The sequence below is a fragment of the Bacteroidales bacterium genome, from assembly GCA_035647615.1.
In the GTDB taxonomy this organism is placed as follows: Bacteria; Bacteroidota; Bacteroidia; order Bacteroidales; family 4484-276; genus SABY01.
Genome location: DASRND010000031.1, coordinates 49,423 through 74,087 on the forward strand (window position 1 = coordinate 49,423; position 24,665 = coordinate 74,087).

General features: G+C 46.1%; 19 protein-coding genes. 6 read left to right on the top strand and 13 right to left on the bottom strand.

The window, feature by feature from the left end; genetic code table 11:
- The first annotated feature begins 14 nt into the window (after positions 1-14).
- On the top strand, positions 15-527 hold the full coding sequence (folK, locus tag VFC92_09845) for a 2-amino-4-hydroxy-6-hydroxymethyldihydropteridine diphosphokinase (protein ID HZK08492.1): 513 nt from the start codon (positions 15-17) through the stop codon (positions 525-527).
- Entirely contained in the window at positions 520-1,173 is a 654-nt protein-coding gene (locus VFC92_09850; GenBank protein HZK08493.1) for a deoxynucleoside kinase, read from the top strand. The genes folK and VFC92_09850 overlap by 8 nt, the downstream gene beginning before the upstream one ends.
- Before the next feature lie 138 nt (positions 1,174-1,311).
- Here the strand turns inward: VFC92_09850 and VFC92_09855 are convergent, their stop codons facing one another.
- From VFC92_09855 to VFC92_09880, 6 genes are all read right to left on the bottom strand, one after another.
- The gene (locus VFC92_09855; GenBank protein HZK08494.1) at positions 1,312-3,369 is read right to left on the bottom strand and encodes a DUF262 domain-containing protein; all 2,058 of its coding nucleotides are present in this window, start codon (positions 3,367-3,369) and stop codon (positions 1,312-1,314) included.
- Between the two features lie 33 nt (positions 3,370-3,402).
- Complete coding sequence (rfbB, locus tag VFC92_09860) at positions 3,403-4,467, bottom strand: dTDP-glucose 4,6-dehydratase (GenBank protein ID HZK08495.1); 1,065 nt, start codon at positions 4,465-4,467, stop codon at positions 3,403-3,405.
- Positions 4,468-4,637: 170 nt separating this feature from the next.
- Positions 4,638-5,672: a UDP-glucose 4-epimerase GalE gene (gene galE, locus VFC92_09865; GenBank protein HZK08496.1), complete on the bottom strand. Its 1,035-nt coding sequence runs from the start codon at positions 5,670-5,672 to the stop codon at positions 4,638-4,640.
- A 31-nt stretch (positions 5,673-5,703) separates the two neighbouring features.
- Positions 5,704-7,029, bottom strand: coding sequence for a nucleotide sugar dehydrogenase (locus tag VFC92_09870; GenBank protein ID HZK08497.1), 1,326 nt, complete (start codon positions 7,027-7,029; stop codon positions 5,704-5,706).
- 44 nt (positions 7,030-7,073) lie between these two features.
- Positions 7,074-7,655, bottom strand: a complete 582-nt coding sequence (locus tag VFC92_09875; protein HZK08498.1) for an acyltransferase — start codon at positions 7,653-7,655, stop codon at positions 7,074-7,076.
- A 5-nt stretch (positions 7,656-7,660) separates the two neighbouring features.
- On the bottom strand, positions 7,661-8,791 hold the full coding sequence (locus tag VFC92_09880; protein ID HZK08499.1) for a DegT/DnrJ/EryC1/StrS family aminotransferase: 1,131 nt from the start codon (positions 8,789-8,791) through the stop codon (positions 7,661-7,663).
- A gap of 346 nt (positions 8,792-9,137) precedes the next feature.
- Between VFC92_09880 and VFC92_09885 the strand changes: the two genes are divergently transcribed.
- Positions 9,138-9,917, top strand: coding sequence for a hypothetical protein (locus tag VFC92_09885; protein HZK08500.1), 780 nt, complete (start codon positions 9,138-9,140; stop codon positions 9,915-9,917).
- On the top strand, positions 9,866-11,173 hold the full coding sequence (locus VFC92_09890) for a glycosyltransferase N-terminal domain-containing protein (protein ID HZK08501.1): 1,308 nt from the start codon (positions 9,866-9,868) through the stop codon (positions 11,171-11,173). Before VFC92_09885 ends, VFC92_09890 begins: the two co-directional genes overlap by 52 nt.
- Here the strand turns inward: VFC92_09890 and VFC92_09895 are convergent.
- Together VFC92_09895 and VFC92_09900 are read right to left on the bottom strand one after the other, a co-directional pair.
- Positions 11,170-12,258: a bifunctional 3-deoxy-7-phosphoheptulonate synthase/chorismate mutase type II gene (locus tag VFC92_09895; GenBank protein ID HZK08502.1), complete on the bottom strand. Its 1,089-nt coding sequence runs from the start codon at positions 12,256-12,258 to the stop codon at positions 11,170-11,172. The genes VFC92_09890 and VFC92_09895 overlap by 4 nt on opposite strands.
- Positions 12,259-12,355: 97 nt before the next feature.
- Complete coding sequence (locus tag VFC92_09900) at positions 12,356-15,658, bottom strand: T9SS type A sorting domain-containing protein (GenBank protein HZK08503.1); 3,303 nt, start codon at positions 15,656-15,658, stop codon at positions 12,356-12,358.
- Between the two features lie 135 nt (positions 15,659-15,793).
- On the opposite strand from VFC92_09900, the gene VFC92_09905 reads away from it, so the two are divergent.
- Complete coding sequence (locus tag VFC92_09905) at positions 15,794-16,240, top strand: hypothetical protein (protein HZK08504.1); 447 nt, start codon at positions 15,794-15,796, stop codon at positions 16,238-16,240.
- Positions 16,241-16,696: 456 nt separating this feature from the next.
- Here the strand turns inward: VFC92_09905 and VFC92_09910 are convergent, their stop codons facing one another.
- Both VFC92_09910 and VFC92_09915 read right to left on the bottom strand, forming a co-directional pair.
- Positions 16,697-17,617: a YitT family protein gene (locus VFC92_09910; protein HZK08505.1), complete on the bottom strand. Its 921-nt coding sequence runs from the start codon at positions 17,615-17,617 to the stop codon at positions 16,697-16,699.
- A 675-nt stretch (positions 17,618-18,292) separates the two neighbouring features.
- Entirely contained in the window at positions 18,293-19,003 is a 711-nt protein-coding gene (locus VFC92_09915) for a YebC/PmpR family DNA-binding transcriptional regulator (GenBank protein ID HZK08506.1), read from the bottom strand.
- A gap of 421 nt (positions 19,004-19,424) precedes the next feature.
- Between VFC92_09915 and VFC92_09920 the strand changes: the two genes are divergently transcribed.
- Entirely contained in the window at positions 19,425-20,846 is a 1,422-nt protein-coding gene (locus VFC92_09920; GenBank protein ID HZK08507.1) for a FlgD immunoglobulin-like domain containing protein, read from the top strand.
- Positions 20,847-20,998: 152 nt separating this feature from the next.
- On the opposite strand, the gene VFC92_09925 is transcribed toward VFC92_09920, so the two are convergent.
- The 3 genes from VFC92_09925 to VFC92_09935 form a co-directional block, all read right to left on the bottom strand.
- Positions 20,999-22,552, bottom strand: a complete 1,554-nt coding sequence (locus VFC92_09925) for a serine protease (protein HZK08508.1) — start codon at positions 22,550-22,552, stop codon at positions 20,999-21,001.
- Positions 22,549-23,505, bottom strand: coding sequence for a hypothetical protein (locus tag VFC92_09930; protein HZK08509.1), 957 nt, complete (start codon positions 23,503-23,505; stop codon positions 22,549-22,551). The genes VFC92_09925 and VFC92_09930 overlap by 4 nt, the downstream gene beginning before the upstream one ends.
- A 251-nt stretch (positions 23,506-23,756) precedes the next feature.
- Positions 23,757-24,353, bottom strand: a complete 597-nt coding sequence (locus VFC92_09935) for a hypothetical protein (protein ID HZK08510.1) — start codon at positions 24,351-24,353, stop codon at positions 23,757-23,759.
- Between the last annotated feature and the right edge of the window lie 312 nt (positions 24,354-24,665).

A 24,665-nucleotide genomic window follows, 5' to 3' on the forward strand; every position in this document is an offset into this window, starting at 1 on the left:
AATTTGTACAGGTTATGATGCACGAAAGTTATTTACTGCTGGGCAGCAATCAGGGGAACAGGGAGCAAAATATCATAAAAGCGATAAGAGCAATTGCGCAGCAGGCTGGCATCATCAGTAAAATGTCGTCGTTGTACCAGTCGCAGCCCTGGGGTTTTAATGCCGAAAAAGATTTTTATAATCTGGCGCTCCTGCTGCAAACACCTCACGAACCACATGCATTGTTAAACATTCTGCTGGAGATAGAAAAATCAATCGGGCGGGTTAGGAATGACAAGCCGGGCTACAACTCGCGCATCATCGACATCGATATTTTATTTTACGACCAGTTGATAATGGAATCGCCGGTACTTATCCTGCCGCATCCGCGCATTCACGGACGTCGGTTTGTGCTTGCGCCAATGATGGAGCTGGATATGGATTACAAACATCCCATTTCGGGTAAGTCTGTTTTGCATATGCTAATGTTTTGTGAAGACTATTCTAAAGTAGAAAAAATTAAAGAATTGAAGAATATTTTTGATTGATACAATGACCCTTACACGCTACAATTTCATCTCCATCGAAGGCAACATCGGCGCCGGCAAAACCTCGCTGGCCACCCGCATTGCCAACGATTACAACGCCAAGCTGATCCTGGAACAGTTCGAGGAAAATTCGTTTCTGCCCAAGTTTTACCGCGAGCCTGATAAATATGCGTTTCCGCTGGAGCTTTCGTTTCTGGCCGAGCGCTACGAGCAACTCAAGCGCAGCCTCGCCGCCCGCGATCTCTTCAAGAGCTTCACGGTGTCAGATTATCTCATCGATAAGTCGTTCATCTTTGCCCGCAAAAACCTTCCGGAAGACACTTTCGGTTTGTACAAAAAGTTGTTTGAGATCATCAGTGAGTCGCTGCCCAAGCCCGACCTGCTGGTTTATCTTTATCTGAACATCGACAACCTGATGCACAATATCCGGCATCGCGGGCGCAGCTATGAGCAGGATATGAAACGGGAATATCTTGAAATGATTCAGGAAAGTTATCTGGATTTTATCCGACAAAAAACCAACATGCGCATTTTGGTCATCGACACCAACGACCTCGATTTTGTAAACCAGCAAAAGGATTATGAAAAAATCTTAAGCGCGATCTCCGAAGAGTATCCCATAGGGCTGCATCGAATCAGGCCGTGAAAATAGTAGGAATGATTACGGTAAAAGAGGTGACGAAAACAATCTTTGTCTTCTTCCAGACAATACTAGCACTGCTGATACCTTAAGAATAGCACTTATCGTCCTCTTGTTTAAGCCAATTTTGAACGTTTTTTGTTTTTAATTCTCAGCATATTTAATGGTCAGCTCGTCTTCAAAATCAAAAATTGTAAGAGCTTGTTTAATCCTGTCGAATTTTCCTTGATTATCAATATTTGTTTCGATGAAATACGTGTCATTGATTGGAACTGCTTGCCTAAGCCCTTTTTCAGTTGGGGTCTTAGTTAAACATATTCTTTCCCCTAATTCTGTTGTGAAGAATGTTTCAGGTTGAAGCCCAAAAAGTTGCTTAAAAATTTCCACGTACAGTTTTGTAACTTGATTTACTTGAATTTTTTGGTCAAAGAAAATCGCATATTCTAACTTTTTATATTTTGGGTCATCTGCTTCAAATATGTTCAGCTCTCCGTTATCTTCATTTGTTTCAATCTCAATTTGAGGATATTCCCATATTTTCAGAAATCTTTTAGACAACAGATCAAATCTATTTTCAATTTCTGTTTTATCCCACTTGTCAAGACCCGAAAGGTTTTTATTCATCCACAAGCGACTTTCTTTATACCCTGCTCCGTCTAAATCCCTTTTGTCTTTAAACGCCTTATTGCCGAGTTTCCCATTGTTGCCTGATAAAGTCAGATTGCCAATAGTGTTGAGGTAATTTTCCTTGATGAAATTATAATCTTCAATACCCAATTCCATCTTCCATTTTGGGTCAGGGTTTTGAGGAAAGATATGTTCAATCGTAATGTCCGGATTACCTTCAATGGAGACTCTCTCAATATTTTCGAAATTTTCAAGTCTTTCGAGAAAGTAAATTCTATTCTTGGATTTTATGTTGTAAACGTCTTTGACTTTTAGTGCATCAATGACTTCACCGTTTTTGGGAAACCTCTGTATGCCTGTTCTTTGAAGTAAAGACTTTTGAATAGAATACAAATAATTTTCTTTCTCTACTTTATCATAGAGGCTCATAAAAATCTTATTTAATGCATTGGTCGGTAAGCCAAGAATGAACCTTCTCCAAGTAAATGCCTGCACTAAATTAAGGACTTTTAAAAAAGTCTCTTTGTCAATTATTGATGAAATGTAATCATCATAAACTTTCATTAAGAACGGAAATGCAACATTAATTTCAAGACGATTAATGTACTGTAATTGCAACCTAATTTCTTTATCCGTTTCATTTTTCGGATTAATGAGTTTGTTGTAGTGTCTTACTAATCCTTTAATTCCTGTGAGATTGTTTTCAAGTTCATCAACTGATGATGTTGGATAATTGGCTTTAAACTCAAAATAAACCTTTCCCTTATTTGGAATATTCTTGTTTATCAATGTCAAATAGTCTCGAATATAATCAGAAACACGGCTAACGTTTAGAGTTTCATCTTTTGCGAGTTTTTCAATGACTTCCCAGTAGTTTTGATAAATTATGTTTTGTTCTTTGGGCTTTAGCCCCATGAGAATATAATTACGGATTAGGTCAGCTTGTGATAATTCTAATCCCGTTGAGTTAAGGCTTTCAAAAATTCTTTGTGGATTGTCTTTTCCACGCTCAAGTGAGACTTCTACAAACATCAATTTTGAAAGACCTTTCAATACAAATTGATAATTTTCTTCAGTGATTCGCCCTTTAAAATAATTGAAATTGTCAATAAGTTTCGAGAAGTCTGTGAAATCTTCTTTATCGTCACCTCTTAATAGATACTTTAATGCCTTATCATTGTTTTCTGCTGGCCTTAATTTTAGCTTCTCCTCTTCTGGAGCAAACTTGTTTATCAAATAGGTTTCGCTAATCTCGTTTTCGAGTCCTTCGTCTTTTAATTCTTTTGCAAGTCGATGCAGAACCAGGTAAATGAGCGTTAATGTTGTTAATCTCTGTTGTCCATCAATTACTGTCAGCTCTTTAATCCTTGAAGCAGTATAGACGTCATCATGAATAAAGACTATGCTCCCGATAAAGTGAGTATTCATCTTTTCCGTTCCAACCTCAAGAATATCATCAAGGAGCTGTTTACATTGTCCTGTTGACCAATCGTAATTTCGTTGGTAGACAGGAATGATGAACTGTGTTTTATTGGATGATAAAAAATCCTCTACTTTAGTTTCGGTTGCTTTCATTTTTATTTTTCTCTCTTTAACTATTTAAGATTTTTACCTCTCCTCATACTGCTGCTGATAATAATTTTGGTAGTCGCCCGAAGTGATCCGTGCCATCCATTCGCTGTTTTCGAGATACCAGTCGATGGTTTTCGAAAGCCCTTCCTCAAATTGCAACGAAGGTTTCCATCCAAGCTCGTTTTGCAGTTTTGCTGAGTCGATGGCGTAGCGCAAGTCATGGCCGGCGCGATCTTTCACGTAAGTGATCAGTTTTTCGGAAGTGCCCGGAGTGCGGTTTAGTTTTTCGTCGAGCAGCTTGCACATCAGTTTTATCAGATCAATGTTCGTCCATTCGTTGTGCCCACCAATGTTGTAGGTTTCGCCCACTTTGCCACGATGAAAGATATGATCGATGGCGTCGGCATGGTCTTCTACCCACAGCCAGTCGCGCACATTTAAACCCTTACCATAAACCGGCAGCGGTTTGTTGTGACGGATATTATTAATAAAAAGCGGAATTAATTTCTCCGGGAATTGATTTCCGCCGTAATTGTTGGAACAGTTGGAGATTTTAACCGGCAGCCCAAAAGTGTGATTGTATGCGCGCACCAGATGGTCGCTGCTGGCCTTTGAAGCAGAGTAGGGGCTTTTGGGATCGTAGGAAGTCTCTTCCGTAAAAAAACCTGTGTCGCCTAATGAGCCGTAAACTTCATCCGTGGAAACGTGGAAGAAAAGCCGTCCTTCAAAATTATCTTTCCAGTAATGGCGCGCTGCATTCAGCAGGTTGGCGGTGCCCACGATGTTGGTATAAATAAACTCCATCGGGCTGCTGATCGACCTGTCCACGTGCGACTCGGCGGCCAGGTGGATTACCGCATCAATACTATATTTTTCAAAAAGCGACTGCATCTTTTCGGCATCAGTGATGTCGGCTTTTACGAAAGTGTAATTTGGCTTTTTCTCCACATCCGTCAAGTTTTCAAGGTTGCCGGCATAGGTGAGTTTATCAACATTTACGATGTGATAATCCGGATATTTATTTACGAAAAGCCGCACCAGATGCGAACCAATAAAACCGGCACCACCGGTAATCATGATGTTTTTAATAGGATGTGTCATTGCTAAAGTGTTTTAATTATTATCTGATTTATGAGTTTAGTCTAACCCCCCAAACTACTAATTTTCAGCCCTTTTTACCCCGGACCCTAAAGAGAGAAGTACTGAAAATCAGTAGTTTGGGAAAGTCCCCTTTAGGGGATTTAGGGGTTTTGAGATTTTTTAGACTGGTCTCATTTATTCTTTTTTTGTTCGGCCAACGCCAATTCCCACCTCCAGGCCGAAAGCATCATCTCGTCGAGATTTTTTTCCGCTTTCCATCCCAGCACTTCGTTGGCCAGTTGCGTGTCGGCCCAAACAGAAGTGATGTCGCCTGCACGGCGTCCCACAACTTTATAGTTGAGTTTTTGATTTGAAACGCGTTCAAAACTTCCGATCACCTCTAGCACTGAATAGCCGGTGCCCGTTCCGATATTAAAAATTTCGACATTTTCTTTTTGCTTGTTCTTCAGCATCCGCTGCAGTGACGCCACATGTGCTTTTGCCAGGTCACTTACGTGGATATAATCGCGGATGGGCGTGCCATCGGGGGTGGGGTAGTCGTCGCCAAAAACTTTGAGTCCCGGGCGCAGGCCGATGGCCGTTTGCGTAATGTAGGGCACCAGATTGTTGGGAACACCCAGCGGCAACTCGCCGATTTTTGCGGAAGCGTGGGCGCCAATTGGATTGAAATATCGTAGGAGTATCGCGTGCAGCGGCGACACCAGTGACTGCTCGCCAATGATCTCTTCCGAAATTTGCTTGGTATTGCCGTAAGGCGACATAGCCTTTTGTATTGGCGCCGATTCTTTTACAGGCAACTGTTCCGGCTGGCCGTAAACTGTACACGACGATGAGAAAACCAGATGCTGCACCGCATGATGCTGCATTTGATCCAGCAAATGAACCAACGAAAAAAGATTGTTGTGATAATACATCAGCGGTTTCTCCACCGATTCGCCCACCGCTTTGGAAGCTGCAAAATGTATCACCGCCTTTACCTCAGGGTGGCTGTCGAAAAATGAACACACACCGTCACCGTCAGTAAGATCGAGCTGCACAAAAGCTGGTCGTTTGCCGGTGATGGCAGCAATCTGATCCACCACTTCGATGCGCGAGTTGGAGAGATTATCAACGATTACCACCTCATAGCCTTGTTGCTGCAGCTCTACCACAGTGTGCGAGCCAATGTAGCCCGTGCCGCCTGTTACCAGTATTTGTTCTTTCATTACCACACAAAAATTTCAAAACATTAATAAATTATAAACTCCAATAGGTAAGCTCTTTTATCTTGTTGCGATAAATACCTTTTATGTCGAAAAGAATTCCTTTTTCGCTGCTGATGTTTTTAAAAAAAGCTTCGTCCAAACAGACATATTGGTCGTGATTTACAGCAACGACAACAGCGTCGTACTTTGTGCCATTTTTCTCTTTGAGTTCGAAACCATATTCACGATTCACCTCATCGCTTACGGCATAGGGATCTACCACGTCAACTTTTACGCTGTAGGAGCGAAGTTCGCTGATAATGTCGGGCACACGTGAGTTGCGGATGTCGCTTACGTTTTCCTTAAAAGTTACGCCCATCACCAGAACTTTGGAATCGGCAATATTTTTATGTGCCACGATAAGTTTTTTTACCAGTCGCCTGGCTACATAATACCCCATCGAATCGTTTACGAAGCGTCCGGAGTTGATGATCTGTGGATGATATTTGAGTTTCTTGGCTTTGTATGCCAAATAATACGGGTCGACGCCGATGCAATGTCCGCCTACCAGTCCCGGGAAAAACTTCAGAAAGTTCCACTTTGTTCCGGCGGCTTCCAGCACGTCGTAGGTGTTGATGCCCATGCGGTTGAAGATAATCGATAGTTCGTTCATCAGGGCAATGTTCACGTCGCGCTGGGTGTTCTCGATAATCTTGGCAGCTTCGGCCACCTTGATGGAAGCGGCACGGTGCACGCCCGCCGTTACAACCAACTCGTAGGTTTTGGCGATCACGTCGAGTGATTCTTCATCACAACCCGAAACCACTTTGATAATGGTTTGTAGCGTGTGTACCTTGTCGCCGGGATTGATGCGTTCGGGCGAAAATCCTACTTTAAAATCCACCATACATTTTAGCCCCGAAAGCTCTTCAAGAAGTGGGATGCACTCTTCTTCGGTAGCGCCGGGATACACCGTGGATTCGTACACGACGTAGTCGCCTTTTTTAAGAATTTTGCCAACGGTGCGGGTGGCGGCCATAAGCGGTCTGAGGTCGGGCATATTGCTGTCGTCGATGGGTGTAGGAACCGCCACGATATGGAAATCAGCTTTGCGCAAATCTTCGGGATTTGCCGTAAAGAATATGTCGCAATTCTCGAAATCTTTCGCCTCAAGTTCCTGGCTGGGGTCTATTTTGTTTTTCATCATTTCGATGCGCTCGGGTTTGATATCGAAACCGATGACGGAGGTTTTGCGCGCAAATGCCAAAGCGATGGGCAGCCCAACGTAGCCCAGACCTATCAGCGATATTTTCGCTTCCTTTTTTAAAATTTTGTCGTAAAGTGTCATGTTGTTTATCTCCTCAAAAAGATCATCCATGATTAATCAGGATGGGAATGGTTTTATTAATTAACTGAGTTTTTTTAAATTTTTGATACGCAATCATCTTTGATTTCGTATTGTTCCTTGCTTTCCGGGCAGATAGCCATTCCGTTTTCGTCGAAATGCAAACGGTGACCGCACTCGCTCATCCAGCCGATCTGACGCCCCGGATTTCCCACCACCAGCGCATAAGGAGCCACCGTTTTGGTAATAACCGTTCCGGCGCCGATAAAGGCAAACCCGCCGATGTCGTGACCGCAAACGATGGTGGCGTTGGCGCCGATAGTAGCTCCGCGTTTCACCACGGTGCGTTCATAGCTGCCACGGCGCACGACGGCGCTGCGCGGGTTGGTTATGTTGGTAAAAACCATCGAAGGCCCCAGGAAAACGTCGTCCTCGCAGGTTACGCCGGTATAAATCGAGACGTTGTTTTGCACCTTTACATTATTACCCAGCACCACCTCGGACGAAATCACCACATTCTGACCGATGTTGCAGTTTTCACCTATCCGGCAGTTGCTCATCACATGCGAAAAATGCCAGATTTTGGTTCCTGAACCAATTTCACATCCTTCGTCGATCACTGCCGTGGGATGGGCGAAATATCCTTTTTTTTCTGTCATAATGATTATCTGTTGGCAAATTCCAGCACGGCGTCGGTGATGTATTTCAGTTGTTCCTCGTCGAGTTCAGTGTGCATGGGCAGCGAGATTACATGTTTGGAAAGATGCTCCGTTACCGGGAAATCGCCTTCTTTGTAGCGTGGATCCTGATAGGCTTTCTGCATGTGCATCGGCACAGGATAATAAATCATGGCCGGAACGTTTTTGGAAGCCAGGAATTTCTGCAGCTCATCACGATCCAAATCTTTAGTAACCAAAGTGTATTGATGATACACGTGCGTAGTGAAAGGTGCTGTAACGGGAGTTTTCAGTTTGGGATGATTGGCAAAGGCCTTGTTGTAAAAGGCGGCAGCTTTCTGGCGGGCTGTGATGTATTCGTCCAGACGGGCTAACTTTATTTTGAGCACTGCTGCCTGAATGCTGTCCAGGCGTGAGTTTACACCAATATAGTCGTGGTGATAGCGCACCACCATACCATGGTTTACCACCGAGCGAAGTTGCTTTGCCAGCGCGTCGTCGTTGGTAAAAATGGCGCCGCCGTCGCCGTAGCAGCCCAGATTTTTCGATGGGAAAAACGACATTCCGGATGCATCACCAATGGTGCCGGCCTGGCGGATTGTGCCGTCGCTAAAAGTAAATTCTGCGCCAATGGCCTGACAGGCATCTTCGACCACATATAAATTGTGTTCTTCGGCAATTTTCATAATAGCCTCCATGTCGGCAGACTGCCCAAAAAGATGCACCGGAACAATTGCTTTTGTTTTGGGTGTGATGGCTTTGCGGATGGCGTCCGGATCGATGTTAAAAGTGTCGGGATCAACGTCCACCAATACAGGAGTCAGGCCAAGCAGCGCGATAACCTCGGCGGTGGCGATGAAAGTAAATGAAGTGGTGATCACCTCGTCGCCTGGCTGCATGTGAAGTCCCATCATTGCTACCTGCAAAGCGTCGGTACCGTTGCCACACGGAATTACGTGTTCTACACCAAGATATTTTTCGAGCGCCTTCTGGAACTCTTGCACCGCCGGCCCGTTGATGAAAGCCGTGGTGTCGATCACCTGTTGGATGGCACTGTCGATTTCGGTTTTTATTTTGTCGTACTGACCCTTCAGGTCAACCATTCTTATTTCGTTCATCCGCGATTTCTATTTAGGTAATTTGATGTTGCTTTTTATGGAGCGCAAAGGTAGGATTTAATAAAGGGTTAGCAAGTTGGCATCAAAAAAAGTCAAGTAGTTAAGTAGAGAATTGATGCGTGTTGAGTGGTGAGAAAAAACTTGGCAGTTCACAGATTGCAGTCCACAGAAGACGATTTGTTTTCTTGATTTTTTAAATCGGAATTTATTTATGATTGTTTACTCCGACTATTGGCGGATGTTTTCTTGAATTTTGGAATTTCATAAAACCATCCTGAAGTTCTGTCAAAAGAAACATTCCTTCACTTACCCAATAATCATTCGTGTATCTTTGCGTTTTTTTGTAATGAAAATAAAGCTGCCACTACTCTTTTGCCTGACCATAGCGCTGATGCCGCTGTTGCTCGTTGCGCAATCCCAAAACACAGAACGCAAAGGCACCGAAGCTAAAGCCGATGCCATGTGGAGCATCTATCCCTCTTTTTCGTGGCAATGGCCCGGTGGTGACCTTGCCGACCGCTTTGGCTCTTCGGGTACAATCGGGCCTGGTTTCTTTCACAAAACTGCCTCCAACTGGATTTTCAATGCCGACATCAACTTTATCTTTGGCAATGCCCTACGCGAGGATTCACTTATCAATAATCTTATCAACACCGATGGCTTTGTCATTGATGACCAGGGGCATTATGCTGAAGTTTCCTTTTTCGAACGTGGCTTTTACAGTACGTTTCGTGTTGGTAAGATAATCCCGGTATTTGGTTCAAATCCTAACTCCGGTTTGCTGCTGATGGTGGGTGCCGGTTATCTGCAACACAAAATCAATATCCAGGTTACCAACAAAGCTGCTTCACCGCTCAAAGGCGATTACAAAAAAGGTTACGACCGCTACACCAATGGCTTTAGTACGGTGCAGTTTGTTGGCTATGTATATCATGGCGAAAGTCGGCTGGCCAACTTTTTTGCCGGGGTAGAGGTGGTGCAGGCCTGGACGCAAAACCGCCGTTCGATGAACTTCGACCTCATGCGCCGCGATGATAAGAATCGCTTCGAAATGCTTTACGGGCCGAAAATCGGATGGATCATCCCCTTCAACAAGCGCATGCCGCAGGACTTTTATTATTATTAATTCACTCCCTCAAAGGCAGCATACCGATGACCTTTTTGTACAATATCCTTATTCAAGTGTACGTCCTGCTGATACGGCTGGCAGCTTTGTGGAATCCCAAGGCGAAACTATGGGTGGCCGGACGACGCCATATTTTTGATGATTTACAACAAAAAATTTCTCACGACCGTCCGCTGGCGTGGTTTCATTGCGCCTCGTTGGGCGAGTTCGAGCAGGGACGCCCGGTGCTTGAGGCTTACAGATTACAATATCCCGATCATCGCATTCTTATCACCTTTTTTTCGCCTTCGGGTTATGAAGTGCGCAAAAATTACGCTGGTGCTGATTACATCTTTTATCTTCCCGCCGACACCACACGCAATGCGCGGCGGTTTGTGGCGCTGGTAAAGCCGCACATCGTTTTCTTTGTTAAATACGAATATTGGTTCAATTATCTGCGCCAGCTCCACACGACGGGCGTGCCGGTGGTGGGCGTTTCGTCGATTTTCCGTCCTGGGCAGCGGTTCTTTCGTTGGTATGGCCGATGGCAACTGGCAGCGCTGAAAAGGTTCGACCACTTTTTTGTTCAGGATCAGCAATCCGCCGATCTGTTGGCAAAAGCCGGCATTACGCAGGTTACTGTGAGTGGCGACACCCGTTTCGACAGAGTAGCTGAAGTGGCTCGTCAAAAAAAATCATTTCCGCTGGTGGAGCAATTTGCCGCAGGGCATCAGGTTTTTATTGCCGGCAGCACCTGGCCGCCTGACGAAACTATGGTGCGGCTGCTGATCGAGAAAAATATTCCAAATCTTAAATTCATCATAGCTCCCCACGAAGTTCACGAAGCGCGTATCCAGCGACTGGTAGAATTATTGCCCCACGAGACGGTTCGCTTTTCGCAAGCCACCGACCAAAATCTAGCCGAAGCACACGTGCTGGTCATCGACAACATCGGAATCCTTTCTCATTTATATCAGTATGCCAACGTCGCCTATATCGGCGGTGGCTTTGGCGTGGGCATCCACAACATTCTGGAGGCAGCAACTTTCGGACTGCCGGTACTCTTTGGCCCCAACTACCAGAAGTTTCGCGAAGCAGTGGAGCTGATCGCACAAGGTGGTGCTTTTTCGTTTGGTGATGAAAAGGAGTTTCTCGCCAGTGCCTTGCCGCTATTAAGCGATGAACCGCAGCGCGAAGCTGCTGCCCAAATCGCCCGGCAATACGTCGAAAGCCGGGAGGGAGCTACCCGTCTAACCCTCGACTGGTTGCGCGGCTAGCTTTCCCCAGCCTCCTCCGGCTCGTTCATCACGCGGGTTTGGGTGGAGATGGATTCTTCGTGGATGGCTTTGAACAGGCTGTTGATAAATGCCTCGCTGAGTCCCATCTGCTGGCCAGTTTGCAGCCCGGTGGTGATGATCTCGTCCCAGCGTTGTGGTTGCAGGATGGTGATGTTGTGCTTTTTCTTATAATTTCCGATGGCTTTCACCAGCGTTATGCGTTTGTGCAGCAGTGTGAGCATCTCGTTGTCGAGGCAGGATATCTGGCTGCGGAGTTCTTCGAGGGTATTGTTGTCGGCATCATCGGCTTCGAGGTGGCGGATCACCAGATTTTGCAGCAACTGGTGGAGTGCCTGTGGTGTGATCTGCTGCTGCGGATCGCTGAGCGCTGCCGCAGGATTGCAGTGGGTTTCTATCATCAGCCCGTCGAAGTTGAGATCCATCGCTTTTTGCGCTACTTGTTGCAATAATTCACGTTTGCCTGCTATGTGACTGGGGTCGCAAAGCATGGGTATTTGCGGCATACGGCGGCGCAGCTCGATGGGTATTTGCCACATAGGCGGGTTGCGGAAAATATTTTTTTCGTAAAGCGAGAAGCCGCGGTGGATGGCGCCCACTTTACGGATGTTAGATTCGAGCAATCGTTCGATGGCTCCTATCCATAATTCTACATCGGGATTCAAAGGGTTTTTTACAAAAACGGGAATGTCGGTTCCTTGCAGCACATGGGCTATTTCCTGCACGGCGAAAGGGTTGGCTGTTGTTCGAGCACCAATCCACACCACATCAAAACCAGCTTGAAGCGCTGCCTCGGCATGTGCTGCGTTGGCAACTTCGGTAGCCACTTTCATTCCAGCAACCGACTGCACCTGCTGCATCATCCCGATTCCTTTGTTGCCCACGCCTTCAAATGCGCCGGGGCGTGTGCGGGGTTTCCAGAGGCCGGCACGAAACACGCCAATGCCTCCGGCACTGATGCCGGTGGCGGTTTCGAGCATCTGCTCCGGCGTTTCGGCACTGCATGGCCCGGCGATGATCAGCGGACGATTTCCGTCGCCAAGTCCCCACTGTTGTAATATTTCTATCGTTTTCGTAGTAAAGTTTGTTTTGGTAAAAGTGGAAGTTACAACAAAAAGCAACGGCACAGGTTCAGCATAAACTTTCCCTGTGCCGTCGCACAACTTATCTTGCCACCACTATTTTGGCGAAAGCCGATGAATGATTGTTTTCTATTTTAATAAAATAAACGCCATTTTGTAACCGACTACCGTTGAGATTATCGGCATCCAGTTCTAGTGTAGCTTCCCCGTTATTAGCATACGTTGCTATGATTTTACCCTGCAAATCGGTGAGGGTAATAATTGAAGCGGCTCCGGCAGCTTCAGGCCAGGTGATGGTGAAAGCTCCGCTCACAGGATTGGGATGAACGCGGATGGATTCCGTACCAGAAAGATTTTCAGCTACTCCTTCATAAAACACAACAACGATGTTGGAGGGAACCGATTCAAATTCGTCCCAGGCAGTGGTTACATAATATTCATTATAATTCTCCGGCATTTCATCCACGTACGAAAGCTCTCCGGGCGGGGTGGTAGCTAGCAGCACATCATTTTTATAAATATTAAAATGGGTATATTCCCACCCAAATGGTTGCGATGGCTGTAGGTTTGTAATCTTTTGAGGCTCACCAATATTTTCCGGGACGGAATTTGAAATTTCAATAGTTGATGAAGTCGCGTCTGTCCCGTTGTCCACCACATAACCCTGGATGTTCCAGTTGATGTCCCACCCAAAGTAGCTGCTCATGCTCACCCAATTGGAACCGTAGAGGAGCATGTCGCCTTTGAAGGCAATGGCAGGGCCATCGTCGGTTCCCGCCGGATATACGCCATTGGGATTGATCACGCGGTAGCCGATCCAAAGCTCCTGCTGGGCATCTATTTGCAGCGGCGCATCCAGTTCTATCACATTCCATTCGTTGGGTACCGGGTACGTCACAAACTGTTCGCGCACCAGATTGCCTGCGTAGTTTTGGTTGCCGCCCTGCCACACGCGGATAAATATCTGACAATCGACATCCACAAAAAATGCTGAAACACGTGTGAGGTATTGGTTATCATAATTTTGCAAATCATCTGTGGTGAAGCGAATGGCGGCATCAAAAATCTCAATATTTTCGCCCCCTACCACATCACTGTTTTCGCCATCATCCCAATGCATCCATTCGCCATCGGATGCCGGAGCCTGCCATTCCAAATTAACAGAGGTATAGTTTAGAATAAATGCCATGAGATTTATGGGCGGAAAGAGCAACGGCTCGGCAATGAAAATCGCTTCGGAACGCACAGGCGAAGTTCCGTCATCATATACCGCCGCAACGCCAATGGTATGCTCCATGCCCGGTGTCAGGCTGAGCAACAGGGCAGTTTTCGTTTCTGTAAAACCCCAGAGATTCCCATTCAAAAACACATTATAACCCAACAATGTCTGTGGTTGCAAAAGCATTTCGGGAGAAGATTTCTGATCGAACGCTATTCCTGCCCGTATCATAAAATCTATATCGTCCTGCGCATACCAGCTTTGGCCACCGTCGATGGTAGAGTAGGAGAAGCCGTCGGGCTGGTTCAGGTCGCCACCAATTTCGTAAAGGTTTCCTTCTTCCCACTGGCAGGCTGCATAAAAACGCACATTTTGCGGTATAGGAATATCCATATTGACGATGGTGTAAGGAGCTTCAACAGCTACCAGATACGGGCCGCCATAAACCACGCTCAGGTCGGGAGCGCCTGCGTCGTCACCTGCGATCCATAATTTCATGGTTTCGCCGGCAAATCCCGGACTGGTTAATAATTTCACCTGGCGCAAATAGCAGGACGCGTTGTGTTGGAATCCTACCGCCATAAATTCCTCACCGGTAGCTGTGCCGGGCTTGAAAAGTCCGTTGGCTTCGCCGTCGTCGTAAGCCAGTTCGATGGAGCCAAAACCGATAGGGGCTTCCCAGGTGGCAATCACATTATTTAGACCTTCTTTTTGTATCTCGAGGTTGTGAGGCGGATAGTTGCCCGGCACAAGTGGCATAAGTGTAATCTCCACAAACGTGTCTTCAGTAAGCTCCAGAGCAGGCTGTGAATAATTTTGAAATCCCGCGGCCGAAACAGAGAGATCGTAGGTGCCGGCGGGGACATCGAGGTTAAATTCGCCATCTGAATCTGAGAATATCAAATAGCCGCCAAGTGCTACCGCAGCATTTTCGATAGCAATATTGTTTTCATCACGAACGATGCCGCTAAAGTTTACGTCGGAACTTACCTGATTTTGAGCCGCGCGTCCCCACACTTCGTAGTTGAAGGTGCCGTCGTTGGGGCGGTACCAGGCGGTGTAGAGTTCGTCCACTCCGCCATCGGGCCGGCCAATGATTTGCACCCATGCAGCATCTTCGGTAGCTTGCGAAAACGGTTCCATCTCCGACCAGGAGTAACCGTTGTCGACGGAATATTTCAGATATGCCTGGTCGTTGCCGGTGTAGGTGTCGTCGCTCCAGACGGCATAGAGGCGGTAATTGTTGTCGAAGTTGGGCGTAACCCAAAGGTCGGGGCGCTCCGAGGCGCCGGTGTTGTCGGAGAGGTTTACGGCTGGCTGCCAGGTGCTGCCGAAGTCGTCGCTGCGGAAGAGACGGACGTCGGTTTGCAAACCATCCACATTGGATGAAACGATGACGAAGAGCGTGTTTTGAATTAATCTGGTGTTGAGCCGGGCGTTGTAAAGGCCGTCGTTGGTGACGTTGACGGGCGTTGACCAGGTGGCGCCGAAATCGGAGGAGGTAGTTACAAATACGTCGAGTTCGTTATAGGTGGAGCCGGTTTGTTCGTTCCAGCTAACGGCGAGCTTCTGATCCTGCATGGCCAGGTTGCACCAGCGCGCATGGCCTAATGTCTGCGACAGGTTTTGTGGAGTGCTCCAGGTGGCGCCACCGTCAGTCGAAGCAATCAGAAAGATTTGATATTTGTAATCGACGTCGCGGTCTTCATAGGCCACGAGCACCGTATCGCCCGAAGCGACTATTTGCGGAACTTGCGCCAGACGGATAGAATTGGTTATTTGAACCTCATTACCAAATGTAACGCCGCCATCGATGGATTTCACCATAAAAATCTCACTGTTGTCCGAGGTGTTGCGGTAATAAGTGATGTAGATGTTGTTGCCACCCACCGCCACCACCGGATATTTGCCGAGATAGTCGATGCCGGAATAAAGGGTGAGTTTTTCACCCCAGTTCTGGCCGCTGTTGTTGCTTTTCCTAAACATGATATCGCCCCACTGATCCCATACCAGATAGTAGTTAGAACCCTCACCGGCAAGGTCGTGCTCATTGGAAGGGCCGTACTCGTTGCTGAGGTTTTGCATATCGGAAAATGTTACCTGCGCAAAGGCTGCATTTAGCAGCATCAGGCTGGTGATGATGAAGAAGGATAAAATTCTATTCATGACTTTATGGTTTTAGAAATTAGATTACAAAGCTAAGCTTTTATATTTTTTTGTGTCAACCAATATTTACGCGCAGAAGGCGTTTCCCGATTTTTACAATCAAATCTATTTTTTTAATCCAATTTTTTAAGAGCTATGAAAAAATTTATGCTTGCAGCCGCTGTGTTGCTGTTTATGAGCTTCCTGGCGGATGCACAGGAGTACAAAGTTGTAACTACGGTCGAATCGGTGGTGCCGATGGGATTGGGGCGCTCGCGGATTATCGAAAGCGGCGATACGCTGGCTGTAGCCGATTTTACAACAGAACGCACCGATGGCAAAAAAAGTAAACAGAATCAGGTGAGTCGAGCTGATGCCAAGATTGATAATTTTCAGGAGACCAAGCTGCTGAACTTCTACAGTGCCGTAGGTATCAATTTCCAGAACATTGCTTCCAACGATGCCATGATTACCGCCAAAATCAACCAGCTTGTAGGCGATGGCTGGAAGCTGCAATTTATTACCAGCGGCGTAGAAAGTGACGCCGGAAAGGATGATCACGTCGGGATTTTTATTACGCGCTATATTTTCTATCGGGAGTAATTGGGCGTTTTAAATGCTTACGCACAAAAGAGGGAGAGTGATCGGGTACAAAGGTTCGGTCAATCTCCCTTTTTTGGAAATTACTTTGGTATTAATACTTGCAACTATTGTTTCAGTCTTTTCGCCGCCAATGCCCCATCCCCGGCCCTTTCTGTCGGCTGACGGAGAAGGGAGCTCTCTTGCGTGGCATAGCGGGAAAACCCAAATGAAGTATTCCGCCTAGCGAACTCCCATAAAGCCCGTCAGAAGTGCTCCCCTCTCAAATTGCAGAGGGGTCGGGAGTGAGGCAAAAAAAAGAAGTTCTCCATTCCCTTAAGGATCGATTGTTCGATAGTAGCTAAATAGTTACCTTTTTTATTAAACAAAGTCTTGTCATTACTAAGGATACTAAAGCAGAGACGCCCAATTTGGGCGTCTGTACTAAGTCATTTTTCCTGAAAGCAATTGCACCCCAGTTTACTGCTCGTCTTTAAGCGGTTTGAAGCCCTTGCCCAGCACTTCGTTGGCGTCGATAACGGTAACAAAGGCGGTGGGATCTATCTGATGGATATAATCCTTAAGCATCTGGTATTCGCGGCGGCTTACGCTGGTGTAGATCATGTGCTTCTCGTCGTTGTTGTAAAGCCCTTTGCCCGAAAATAGTGTGCCGCCACGTTTGATGTCAACGATAATTTTCTGCCGGATGGCTTCATGCTCATTAGAGACGATGAACATGGTTTTTTCGTACGATATACCCCGAAGCGTGATGTCGACAACCTTGCCGGTGATAAAGATTACAATCCAGGAGTAGAGTGGTATTTTCCAGTCGCCAAAGGCTGCCAATCCTATCAGCACGATGGAGGAATCGAGGATGATCATCAATTGTCCCAGTGGCAGACCGGTGAATTTATTAATAATCATGGCTACGATATCCGTACCTCCCGAGGTGGCGCGTGAGCGGAAGACCAATCCCAACCCAAGGCCGATGAGTACGCCGCCGAAGATGGAAGCCAGCAGCAACTGGTCGCCCAATCCTAGTGGGTCGGTCTGGCCGATAAGGTAGGTAAGAAAATCCATCCAGAAAGCAGTCAGAACAAAGCCAACTACCGTTTTGATACCAAAGCGTGGGCCCAGCACCCGAATTCCTATAATTGTAAGTGGAATGTCCATGCTTAATCCCAGCAAACCGATGGGAATACCCGTTGGCCAAAAATCAAACAAGCCCTCGGTGAGATAATGGATTACGATTCCAATACCATAAACACCGCCGGGAACGATGCGGTAGGGATTGATGAAAAGCACAAATCCGCTGGCCATGATAAAGGTGCCGATAACGATGAGGCTATATACTTTGAACCATTCCCGGGAGAATAGTTTTTCTCTGGTTACAAATGACATTGTGTTATTGTTGATTTAGGTTAATCTCTCAATTGTCAAAAACGAGCGCAAAAGTATAGCCTTTGGAACAGCCGCAATCAGCAAGGCTTCAGGGGTAAGGATTTGTAACGGGCGGCGGCGTATTAAACGTTTAGCGATTTTTGCTTTGATAATAACCGGAGTCTGCCAGGAAATGTCTTGAAGTTTTGTAAGAAGTCTCCCAATTTCCAAATACCAGTAGCGGTTTGGTTATTGGATTTTGAGATTTATTTGTGATGTTTACTCCGACTACCGGCGGATTTTTTATTGGCGGTTGGAATTTTTAAATTTCAGAAGTCCTGACCCAGCTTAAATATCATGACGCGATTTTTAGATTTCTCCTTTCAAATTTGCTACGCAAATTTGGTCGAAATGACACGAATTGATGCGGAAATAGGGAGGTGGGATCGGGCGCTGCGCGCCCGATCCCACCTCCCTCCAATTCTCCCCAGCCATTGTCTTTCCGATCCGCCGTTTGGCGGAGAGGAATCTAATAAACCTATTCACTCTATTAGGAAAATGTCAGTTGGGGATTTTAGTGATAATAATTTACTTTTTGTGACAAGTCAAATTACGATTGAGTATATTTAAATAACTGAAAAACAACAAACAGGTCAGGAGTTCTGAATTTAAAACACATAGCCTGAATACCGCTTCCTACCGCATATTGTGATACACATTGCTCACGTCTTCGTCGTCTTCAAATTTGGCAAGCATCTTTTCCATATCAGCAGCTTCATCAGGCGTCAGCTCTTTGGTTTGGGCGGGGATGCGGTCGAACTCGGCGGTGATGATCTCAAAATGGTTTTCTTCAAAATATTTCTGCAACGCGCCAAAAGATTCAAAGTCGCCGTAAACAACGATGGTATCATCTTCATCAAAGATTTCCGACACCCCCAGGTCGATCAGCTCCAGCTCAAGCTCTTCCAGGTCGATCTCGCCGGAGCTTTTTAGTTTAAAGACGCACTTGTGTTCAAACAAAAAGGTGAGGCTACCGGTGGTTCCCAGTGATCCGCCGTTGTGCGAAAAGTAGCTGCGCACATTGCCCACCGTGCGCACAGGGTTGTCGGTGGTGGTTTCGACCACCACGGCAATACCATGCGGACCGTAGCCTTCGTAAACCACCTCGCGGTAGTCGGCGGTATCGGGGGCGGTAGCTTTCTTGATGGCGCGCTCCACGTTCTCCTTGGGCATGTTGGCATTTTTGGCATTTTGCATCAGCAGGCGCAGGCGCGGATTCAACCCCGGATCGGCGCCGCCGGCCTTCACGGCTATGGTGATGTCTTTTCCTATCTTAGTAAATGTCTTGGCCATGTTGCCCCAGCGCTTCAACTTCTTGGCTTTGCGGTATTCAAATGCTCTTCCCATTTTTTTATTAAAATAATTTTGTGAAAACGGCGCAAAAATAATCATTCATTTTTCGTAAATAATTAAATGGTAATAATATCATCAGATTGTATTGTTTGCAACTTTGGCTTTTTATAATGCCCCATCCCCGACTCTTTCCGTCGGCTGACGGAGGAGGGAGCTCTCCTTCGGGAAAGTATGCGAACTCCAAATTAGTGCGCTTCGCTTTACCGACTTTCATATAGCCAGGCAGGAGAGCTTCCCTCTCCAATTTGGAGACGGGTGGGTGTGAGGCAAAAAAAGGAAGTACTTCGCTTCGCGACCATTCAGATGTCCGACAATAGTTAAAACAGTTGCATTTTTCTAATCAAAAATTAATAACTTTGACCCTTTCGGGGAAAAGGAAACGGCGATTTTTTATTAAACAAAAAATACAATTATCATGAAAAAGCTTCTGCTTCTTACCATTGTCAGCGTGTTCGCAATACATGGTTTTGCGCAAACGCTTATTGCTACTTCCAACCACAACTTCGCTACTGCCCACCACAATCAGCGGAAAATCGTGCGCGACTCCGACGAAAATATTTACGTGGTATTTGCCGATTGGATCGATCAACACAGCGTAATAAAAGGCGTGCACTACAATCGCAGTTTGCAGCAGTGGGGCGAGCCGTTTTTTATTACCGACGGAACCAACCCTACTTTGGCCATCAGCGCCGACGATCACATCCATTTGCTGATGCAGACCAATTCTGAACCGGAAGCAATCGTTCATTTGCAAAGCACTGATTTTATAAACTGGCTGTCGGCCGATACGATCAGCTCACCAGGCGAGATAAGCTATTTGCCAGTGGCCGATGTGGATGCCGCAGGAACGCTAAATGTGCTGTGGCGACAGCAAAACAACGATTACACCCGCTCGGTGATTTACGCTGCAGTTGTGGATGGCGAGCCGGTGGTGCCTCAAATCGTTATGACCAAAACATTTATCGATGATATTGCCATTGCCAACCACCTGCAATATGGCGATGACAATTTGTTTTTTGCTATTCACTATAATCAGGATTCATTGAGCTTCTTTCTGTCGGAAGATTCTATGAACACTTTCGCTATAATTTATTCCGCTTTAGGTTCGCAACCCTGCATATCTTTCAATACATGGTGGATAATGGAAACGGGTTCTGCGCGGTTTTTATACATCAACCCTCAGCAAAAGCTCTGCGAAGTTGAAGCCTTCGAAGATGATTCCTGGCAGATACAAAGCCCAATTGTCATGCCTTTGCAGGAAGTAATAGAAAATGTTTGTATCGACGATCTGATGCCACCCATAGGTTATAGTTTTCTCACCTTGGGTGGGGGTAAGTTGAAACATAATTTTTCTTACGGTTCGGATTGGGGAAACTGGATGGCTACCATGGAGAGAATCTATGGAAACAATATTTCAAATCCATCCATCGCCTACAAGCATTTCAGCTTCCATTATGTCGATTTCATCTGGACAGACAACTCCAGCGGCAACAACGACATTTTTTACATGCGGGATGAGAAGTATGTTTATATCGGCATCGACGACCCTGATCCTGACAAAGGTTTTTCGATTACCGGAAATCCCAATCCTTTTGCCGATCAGATTGTGATCAATATTTCAGTAGAGAAGGAGACGGATAAGCCGCTGATCGAAATTTACAACCACATCGGGCAACGGGTAAAAACAATAGTTCCCGAGCAAAACGATGTGCTGCATTATTATTACTGTTGGAATGGCACCGACGACAACGGCTCTAAGCTGGCTCCCGGCACCTATGTAATTGTGTGTACCGTCGGCAACACGCGCACCGCCCGGAAGGTTATTTTCAGGCCATAGGCTCAAATCATTTATCGAAATTCATTCAATTTTTTGAGGTACAGAAGCCCGATCGGGCGGCTGTACATGATGGAATTAAAAGGGCAACATTCATTCAACAATCCCCAGTCGTAAATTGTCAATTCTACTTCTGCCGACTGAAGCCTGAATTCCTACCTGGCTTTCGTCAATCTTTTGTTGGCAAAAGTGGTGAGGTGGGTGGCGGCAACTACGCGCATCAGCATCTCAAAATAATCGCATTCCTCACTATTCATATCGTAATAATCCACACAGTCGATGCCGGTTGACATGGATATAGAAAGCTGGAGCACAGGCATAGAGATGGTGGCGATGCTATAGAAAACTTTGGAATCCTGCAAAAGGATGGTAAGATAAACCACTAAGCTGTATTCGTTTCCATATTCGTCGTAATAGTTGTCGTTGCCCTGATAAAACAAATATGCTACCTCCGACTGATCTGCAGCGGTGAGCGTATAAGAATAGTCGTCATCGATTGTAAATCCACCGACCACTTGGCCATAAGAGCTTTCGATAATGTCATCAACCAAAGCAATGGCATCGTCGATATCGGAAAGAACAGCTTCGGTGTTGTGCACGCCCACGTATTCGAGCATGAAATACTGGCTCAGGTTATAATTGCTCATATCCACTACATACGAATCACTCTCAGACTGAAACACCAGTTGACTCTCTTCTGGAAGCGCCACCACAATGCCGTTGATCACATCTTCATAAATATCGAATCGTAAGGTGCTATAATCGATGTGGATGTTGTTTGTTTCAAACTCCTCAGCGAAATAGTCGAGGTTGTCAGGGTCGAAAGAGGTTTCATACATTTGCTCGAAAGAGCGGTTTTTTGTTTTATAAAACTCAAAGCCATTTTGCTGGTTTTCTGTAGGATGATATGTGGGCTCATAGTTTGCAAATTTTTCTTCATCAAAATTCTCATCCAGTTGCATCTGTGCCGAAAATAGCAGCGAAAGATCGCCGAGTGAAGCAGGAAGTTGCGTAGAATTGGCGTTTTCGAGTTCGGGCAGGTAGGTGGCGGGGATGGCCCAGCTCACGTTGATTTGTCCGTTTTCGAGACCTCCATCGCCGATAGCAGCAAGTTGTCCGGCGGAATTATAGATAGGAGCTCCCGAATAGCCTGGCAAAAGGCTGCCATTGAGATAATAAACCGGCAAATCGATCTGTGGAAAACCCAGGGTTTTGAGCTTTTTCTTGTCGGCGGTGCTCACGATGAGGTATTCGAGGGTTTCCGGATTAGCATCACCTTTTTCGAGCGACTGGGTGCGGTGGCCATTTGCACCACCATGGTATCCCTGCGCATAAAGTTTTTCGGGAAATTTTATTTTATTCGTATAAAAACTTGTGATCGGTTTTACGGGTTTGCTCAGCGGCATCTCAGTCAGGTTGGTTTTGAGCAGCACCAGATCGGCTTTGGGCAGCACACGTATCACCGTGGCGTCGCGCCAATACGAATTGAGGTAAAGCACTTTTATTTCTGCGCCAGCTTGCATGGCATGCAACGAAGTTACCACCCAGTCGTCCTGTTTCCATATAAAACCACTGGCGGCGCTGGGTTGGCCGTTGGCGGTAATCTTGATCATCACGAGCGATTTGGCCGATTCCACCGGATTGAATTGCGCCGGTAGATTTACGGAAACAATGAAGGTTATTAGTAAAAGGGCGGCAATATTTTTCATGACTTAAAAATTTTGATGAGTGAAAGGTAGAATCGTTTTTGCTGATCTTTGGGAACTACTGGCAGGGTGTTTTTAAGGATACGTTGCCAGCTTTCGCCGGATTTTTTCAAAGCAGCAGTTATTTCATCAAGTGTATTAATATCGTTGAGCAGGGTGACCTGCTGTGTGTTTTCAATGATAATATCACCTGAATATTCCAACTCGCAGAAACTATCGCGCAAAGCAAGCATGGTTGGTACAAAGGTGGTTTCAGGCATAAATTTATTGAGGTTCACGGCAAGTTCTGCCCAGGTACCACCGGCGCTGGTGAAGGAATTGATGATTTCCGATGCCGGCCAGTCAGCTTTTGCCGACTGCAGGAAGTCGCAGGCGCGGGCATCCACCGTGGATGAAAATAATACACTGCTGTGCGACATTGCAACGAAATTGCTGTTGCCGGACGTTGCACCCTGAGCTGATGCGTTTTCTCCGGTAGCTTGCGCTGTAGGAGTGGCATCGGTGCCAAACCATCCGGCAGGGACATCATTGAAAACCCTGCGTGCCACGTAGTAAAGCGATTGTGTGCTGTCGAAACCGGCAGCGCGGTATTCAGTGCGTAGGTCGACCGTGGTGGGCGAAAGAAGATCGTGCGCACGGATATAAATGCCCAGGACGATGCCCGCCACGGCAAAAAGTCCAAACGCGCCAATCCGGAAACCCTTGACGATGGTCAGATATTTATCGTTTAATCCCAGCAATACTACCAGCAACGACGAAAGTGTACCAATAATGCCACTCACCACCGGCGACACCGCTAGTCCAAGCAGCAGCCCAAGCAGCAGTCCGACGCCCATTCCGTTGAGAATCGCTGCGGTAATATTTAATCCGCCGGGACGACTTTCTGCTTCTGTTGTTAATCCGTGTTCATTACCCATATTGCTTTCTACGGGCGCTGATATTTGTTCATCATCCATAAAGTGCTTTTTAATTTTTGAAAATAAACTTTAATGTTTTGCCAAATTAATCCCCCGGGATATTTTCTCCATTAAACCTGAATAAGCATCTGTAGTTCAGAATGATGAGGCTCAATTCCTTTATTTAACAATACATTAACAAAATGGACAGCTTGGATGGGGGAGAAGTTGTCGGGTTGGTTGGGAGGATGTTGTCGGCTTGTCGATCTATCAGAAGTGCAGCCGGCTGAGAACTACCGACTAAAGACTGCCTACTTTCTATTTTGCGCCAGGCGTTCTCGTATTATTTGCATATTCTTTTGTTTGCCCGGTTCCAGCACGCGTTTACCGTAATCAGTTTTATATTGATGTGCTTCAAAAAAATCCAGAGTACGTTTCAGGTATTTATTTTCATCGAAGGTGTCGTTGTTGATGGTCGTCAGCTCATCCCAGAACCAGCGCGTTACTTCACAGAAGCTCTCCTGCGAAACGTGGTACAAATCGGCATCACAAAGTATTTCTTCCAGCCTATTATGCGGCTGCTGGGGTATGCGTGTTGCTTCGATGCATGAGGTTACCGTGTCGATATATTCCTGGCTGGCGTGATGGTGGTGCAGAAATTCAGCGGCCAGTTGCTTGCTGCCGTCTTCGTGGTTTTGGTGTGAGAGCAGATAACCGGTGTCGTGAAACCAGGCAGCAACCAGCAACATTTCGAGATTGGCAGCTTCAATATGGTAATGTCCGGCGATGACCCGCGAGGCCTGCACCACATTTTGTGTATGCAGCAGGTTGTGATAACGCAGCTCTTTGTGGATGTGCTGTCCGAAAAATTCAACAACAGTTTGTTCAGCCTTTTCATTAATTGTCATGCACTGTAGTACCTCGTTTTTTTAATAAAGATTGAAAATCATTAATTCCACGAACCGGCTTATTTTTTCATCAAATACAATAGTACTTTATTTTTTCATCGCCTGTCTTCTTCTCTTTTCACCGTTTCATTACAAAGAAAACCGATGTTTATTCATGCTGCTAATGTCGTTGCATTACAAGATATTACTTTGCGCGATGTGGTAAGGTTGTGTTAGCCCAAGCCTTTTCTCCTAAGGCATTAAGGCCTACTTTTGCTTAGTTTTCATTACGAAAAATAATGTTTTTAATAAATTAATAAAGTAGAAATATGA

Bases quoted from the DNA above. Each gene is read 5' to 3' on its own strand.
- folK (HZK08492.1), top strand. From the start codon at position 15: ATGATGCACGAAAGTTATTTACTGCTGGGCAGCAATCAGGGGAACAGG.
- VFC92_09855 (HZK08494.1), bottom strand. From the start codon at position 3,369: ATGAAAGCAACCGAAACTAAAGTAGAGGATTTTTTATCATCCAATAAA.
- rfbB (HZK08495.1), bottom strand. From the start codon at position 4,467: ATGACACATCCTATTAAAAACATCATGATTACCGGTGGTGCCGGTTTT.
- galE (HZK08496.1), bottom strand. From the start codon at position 5,672: ATGAAAGAACAAATACTGGTAACAGGCGGCACGGGCTACATTGGCTCG.
- VFC92_09870 (HZK08497.1), bottom strand. From the start codon at position 7,029: ATGGATGATCTTTTTGAGGAGATAAACAACATGACACTTTACGACAAA.
- VFC92_09875 (HZK08498.1), bottom strand. From the start codon at position 7,655: ATGACAGAAAAAAAAGGATATTTCGCCCATCCCACGGCAGTGATCGAC.
- VFC92_09880 (HZK08499.1), bottom strand. From the start codon at position 8,791: ATGAACGAAATAAGAATGGTTGACCTGAAGGGTCAGTACGACAAAATA.
- VFC92_09885 (HZK08500.1), top strand. From the start codon at position 9,138: ATGAAAATAAAGCTGCCACTACTCTTTTGCCTGACCATAGCGCTGATG.
- VFC92_09890 (HZK08501.1), top strand. From the start codon at position 9,866: ATGGATCATCCCCTTCAACAAGCGCATGCCGCAGGACTTTTATTATTA.
- VFC92_09900 (HZK08503.1), bottom strand. From the start codon at position 15,658: ATGAATAGAATTTTATCCTTCTTCATCATCACCAGCCTGATGCTGCTA.
- VFC92_09905 (HZK08504.1), top strand. From the start codon at position 15,794: ATGAAAAAATTTATGCTTGCAGCCGCTGTGTTGCTGTTTATGAGCTTC.
- VFC92_09910 (HZK08505.1), bottom strand. From the start codon at position 17,617: ATGTCATTTGTAACCAGAGAAAAACTATTCTCCCGGGAATGGTTCAAA.
- VFC92_09915 (HZK08506.1), bottom strand. From the start codon at position 19,003: ATGGGAAGAGCATTTGAATACCGCAAAGCCAAGAAGTTGAAGCGCTGG.
- VFC92_09920 (HZK08507.1), top strand. From the start codon at position 19,425: ATGAAAAAGCTTCTGCTTCTTACCATTGTCAGCGTGTTCGCAATACAT.
- VFC92_09925 (HZK08508.1), bottom strand. From the start codon at position 22,552: ATGAAAAATATTGCCGCCCTTTTACTAATAACCTTCATTGTTTCCGTA.
- VFC92_09930 (HZK08509.1), bottom strand. From the start codon at position 23,505: ATGGATGATGAACAAATATCAGCGCCCGTAGAAAGCAATATGGGTAAT.
- VFC92_09935 (HZK08510.1), bottom strand. From the start codon at position 24,353: ATGACAATTAATGAAAAGGCTGAACAAACTGTTGTTGAATTTTTCGGA.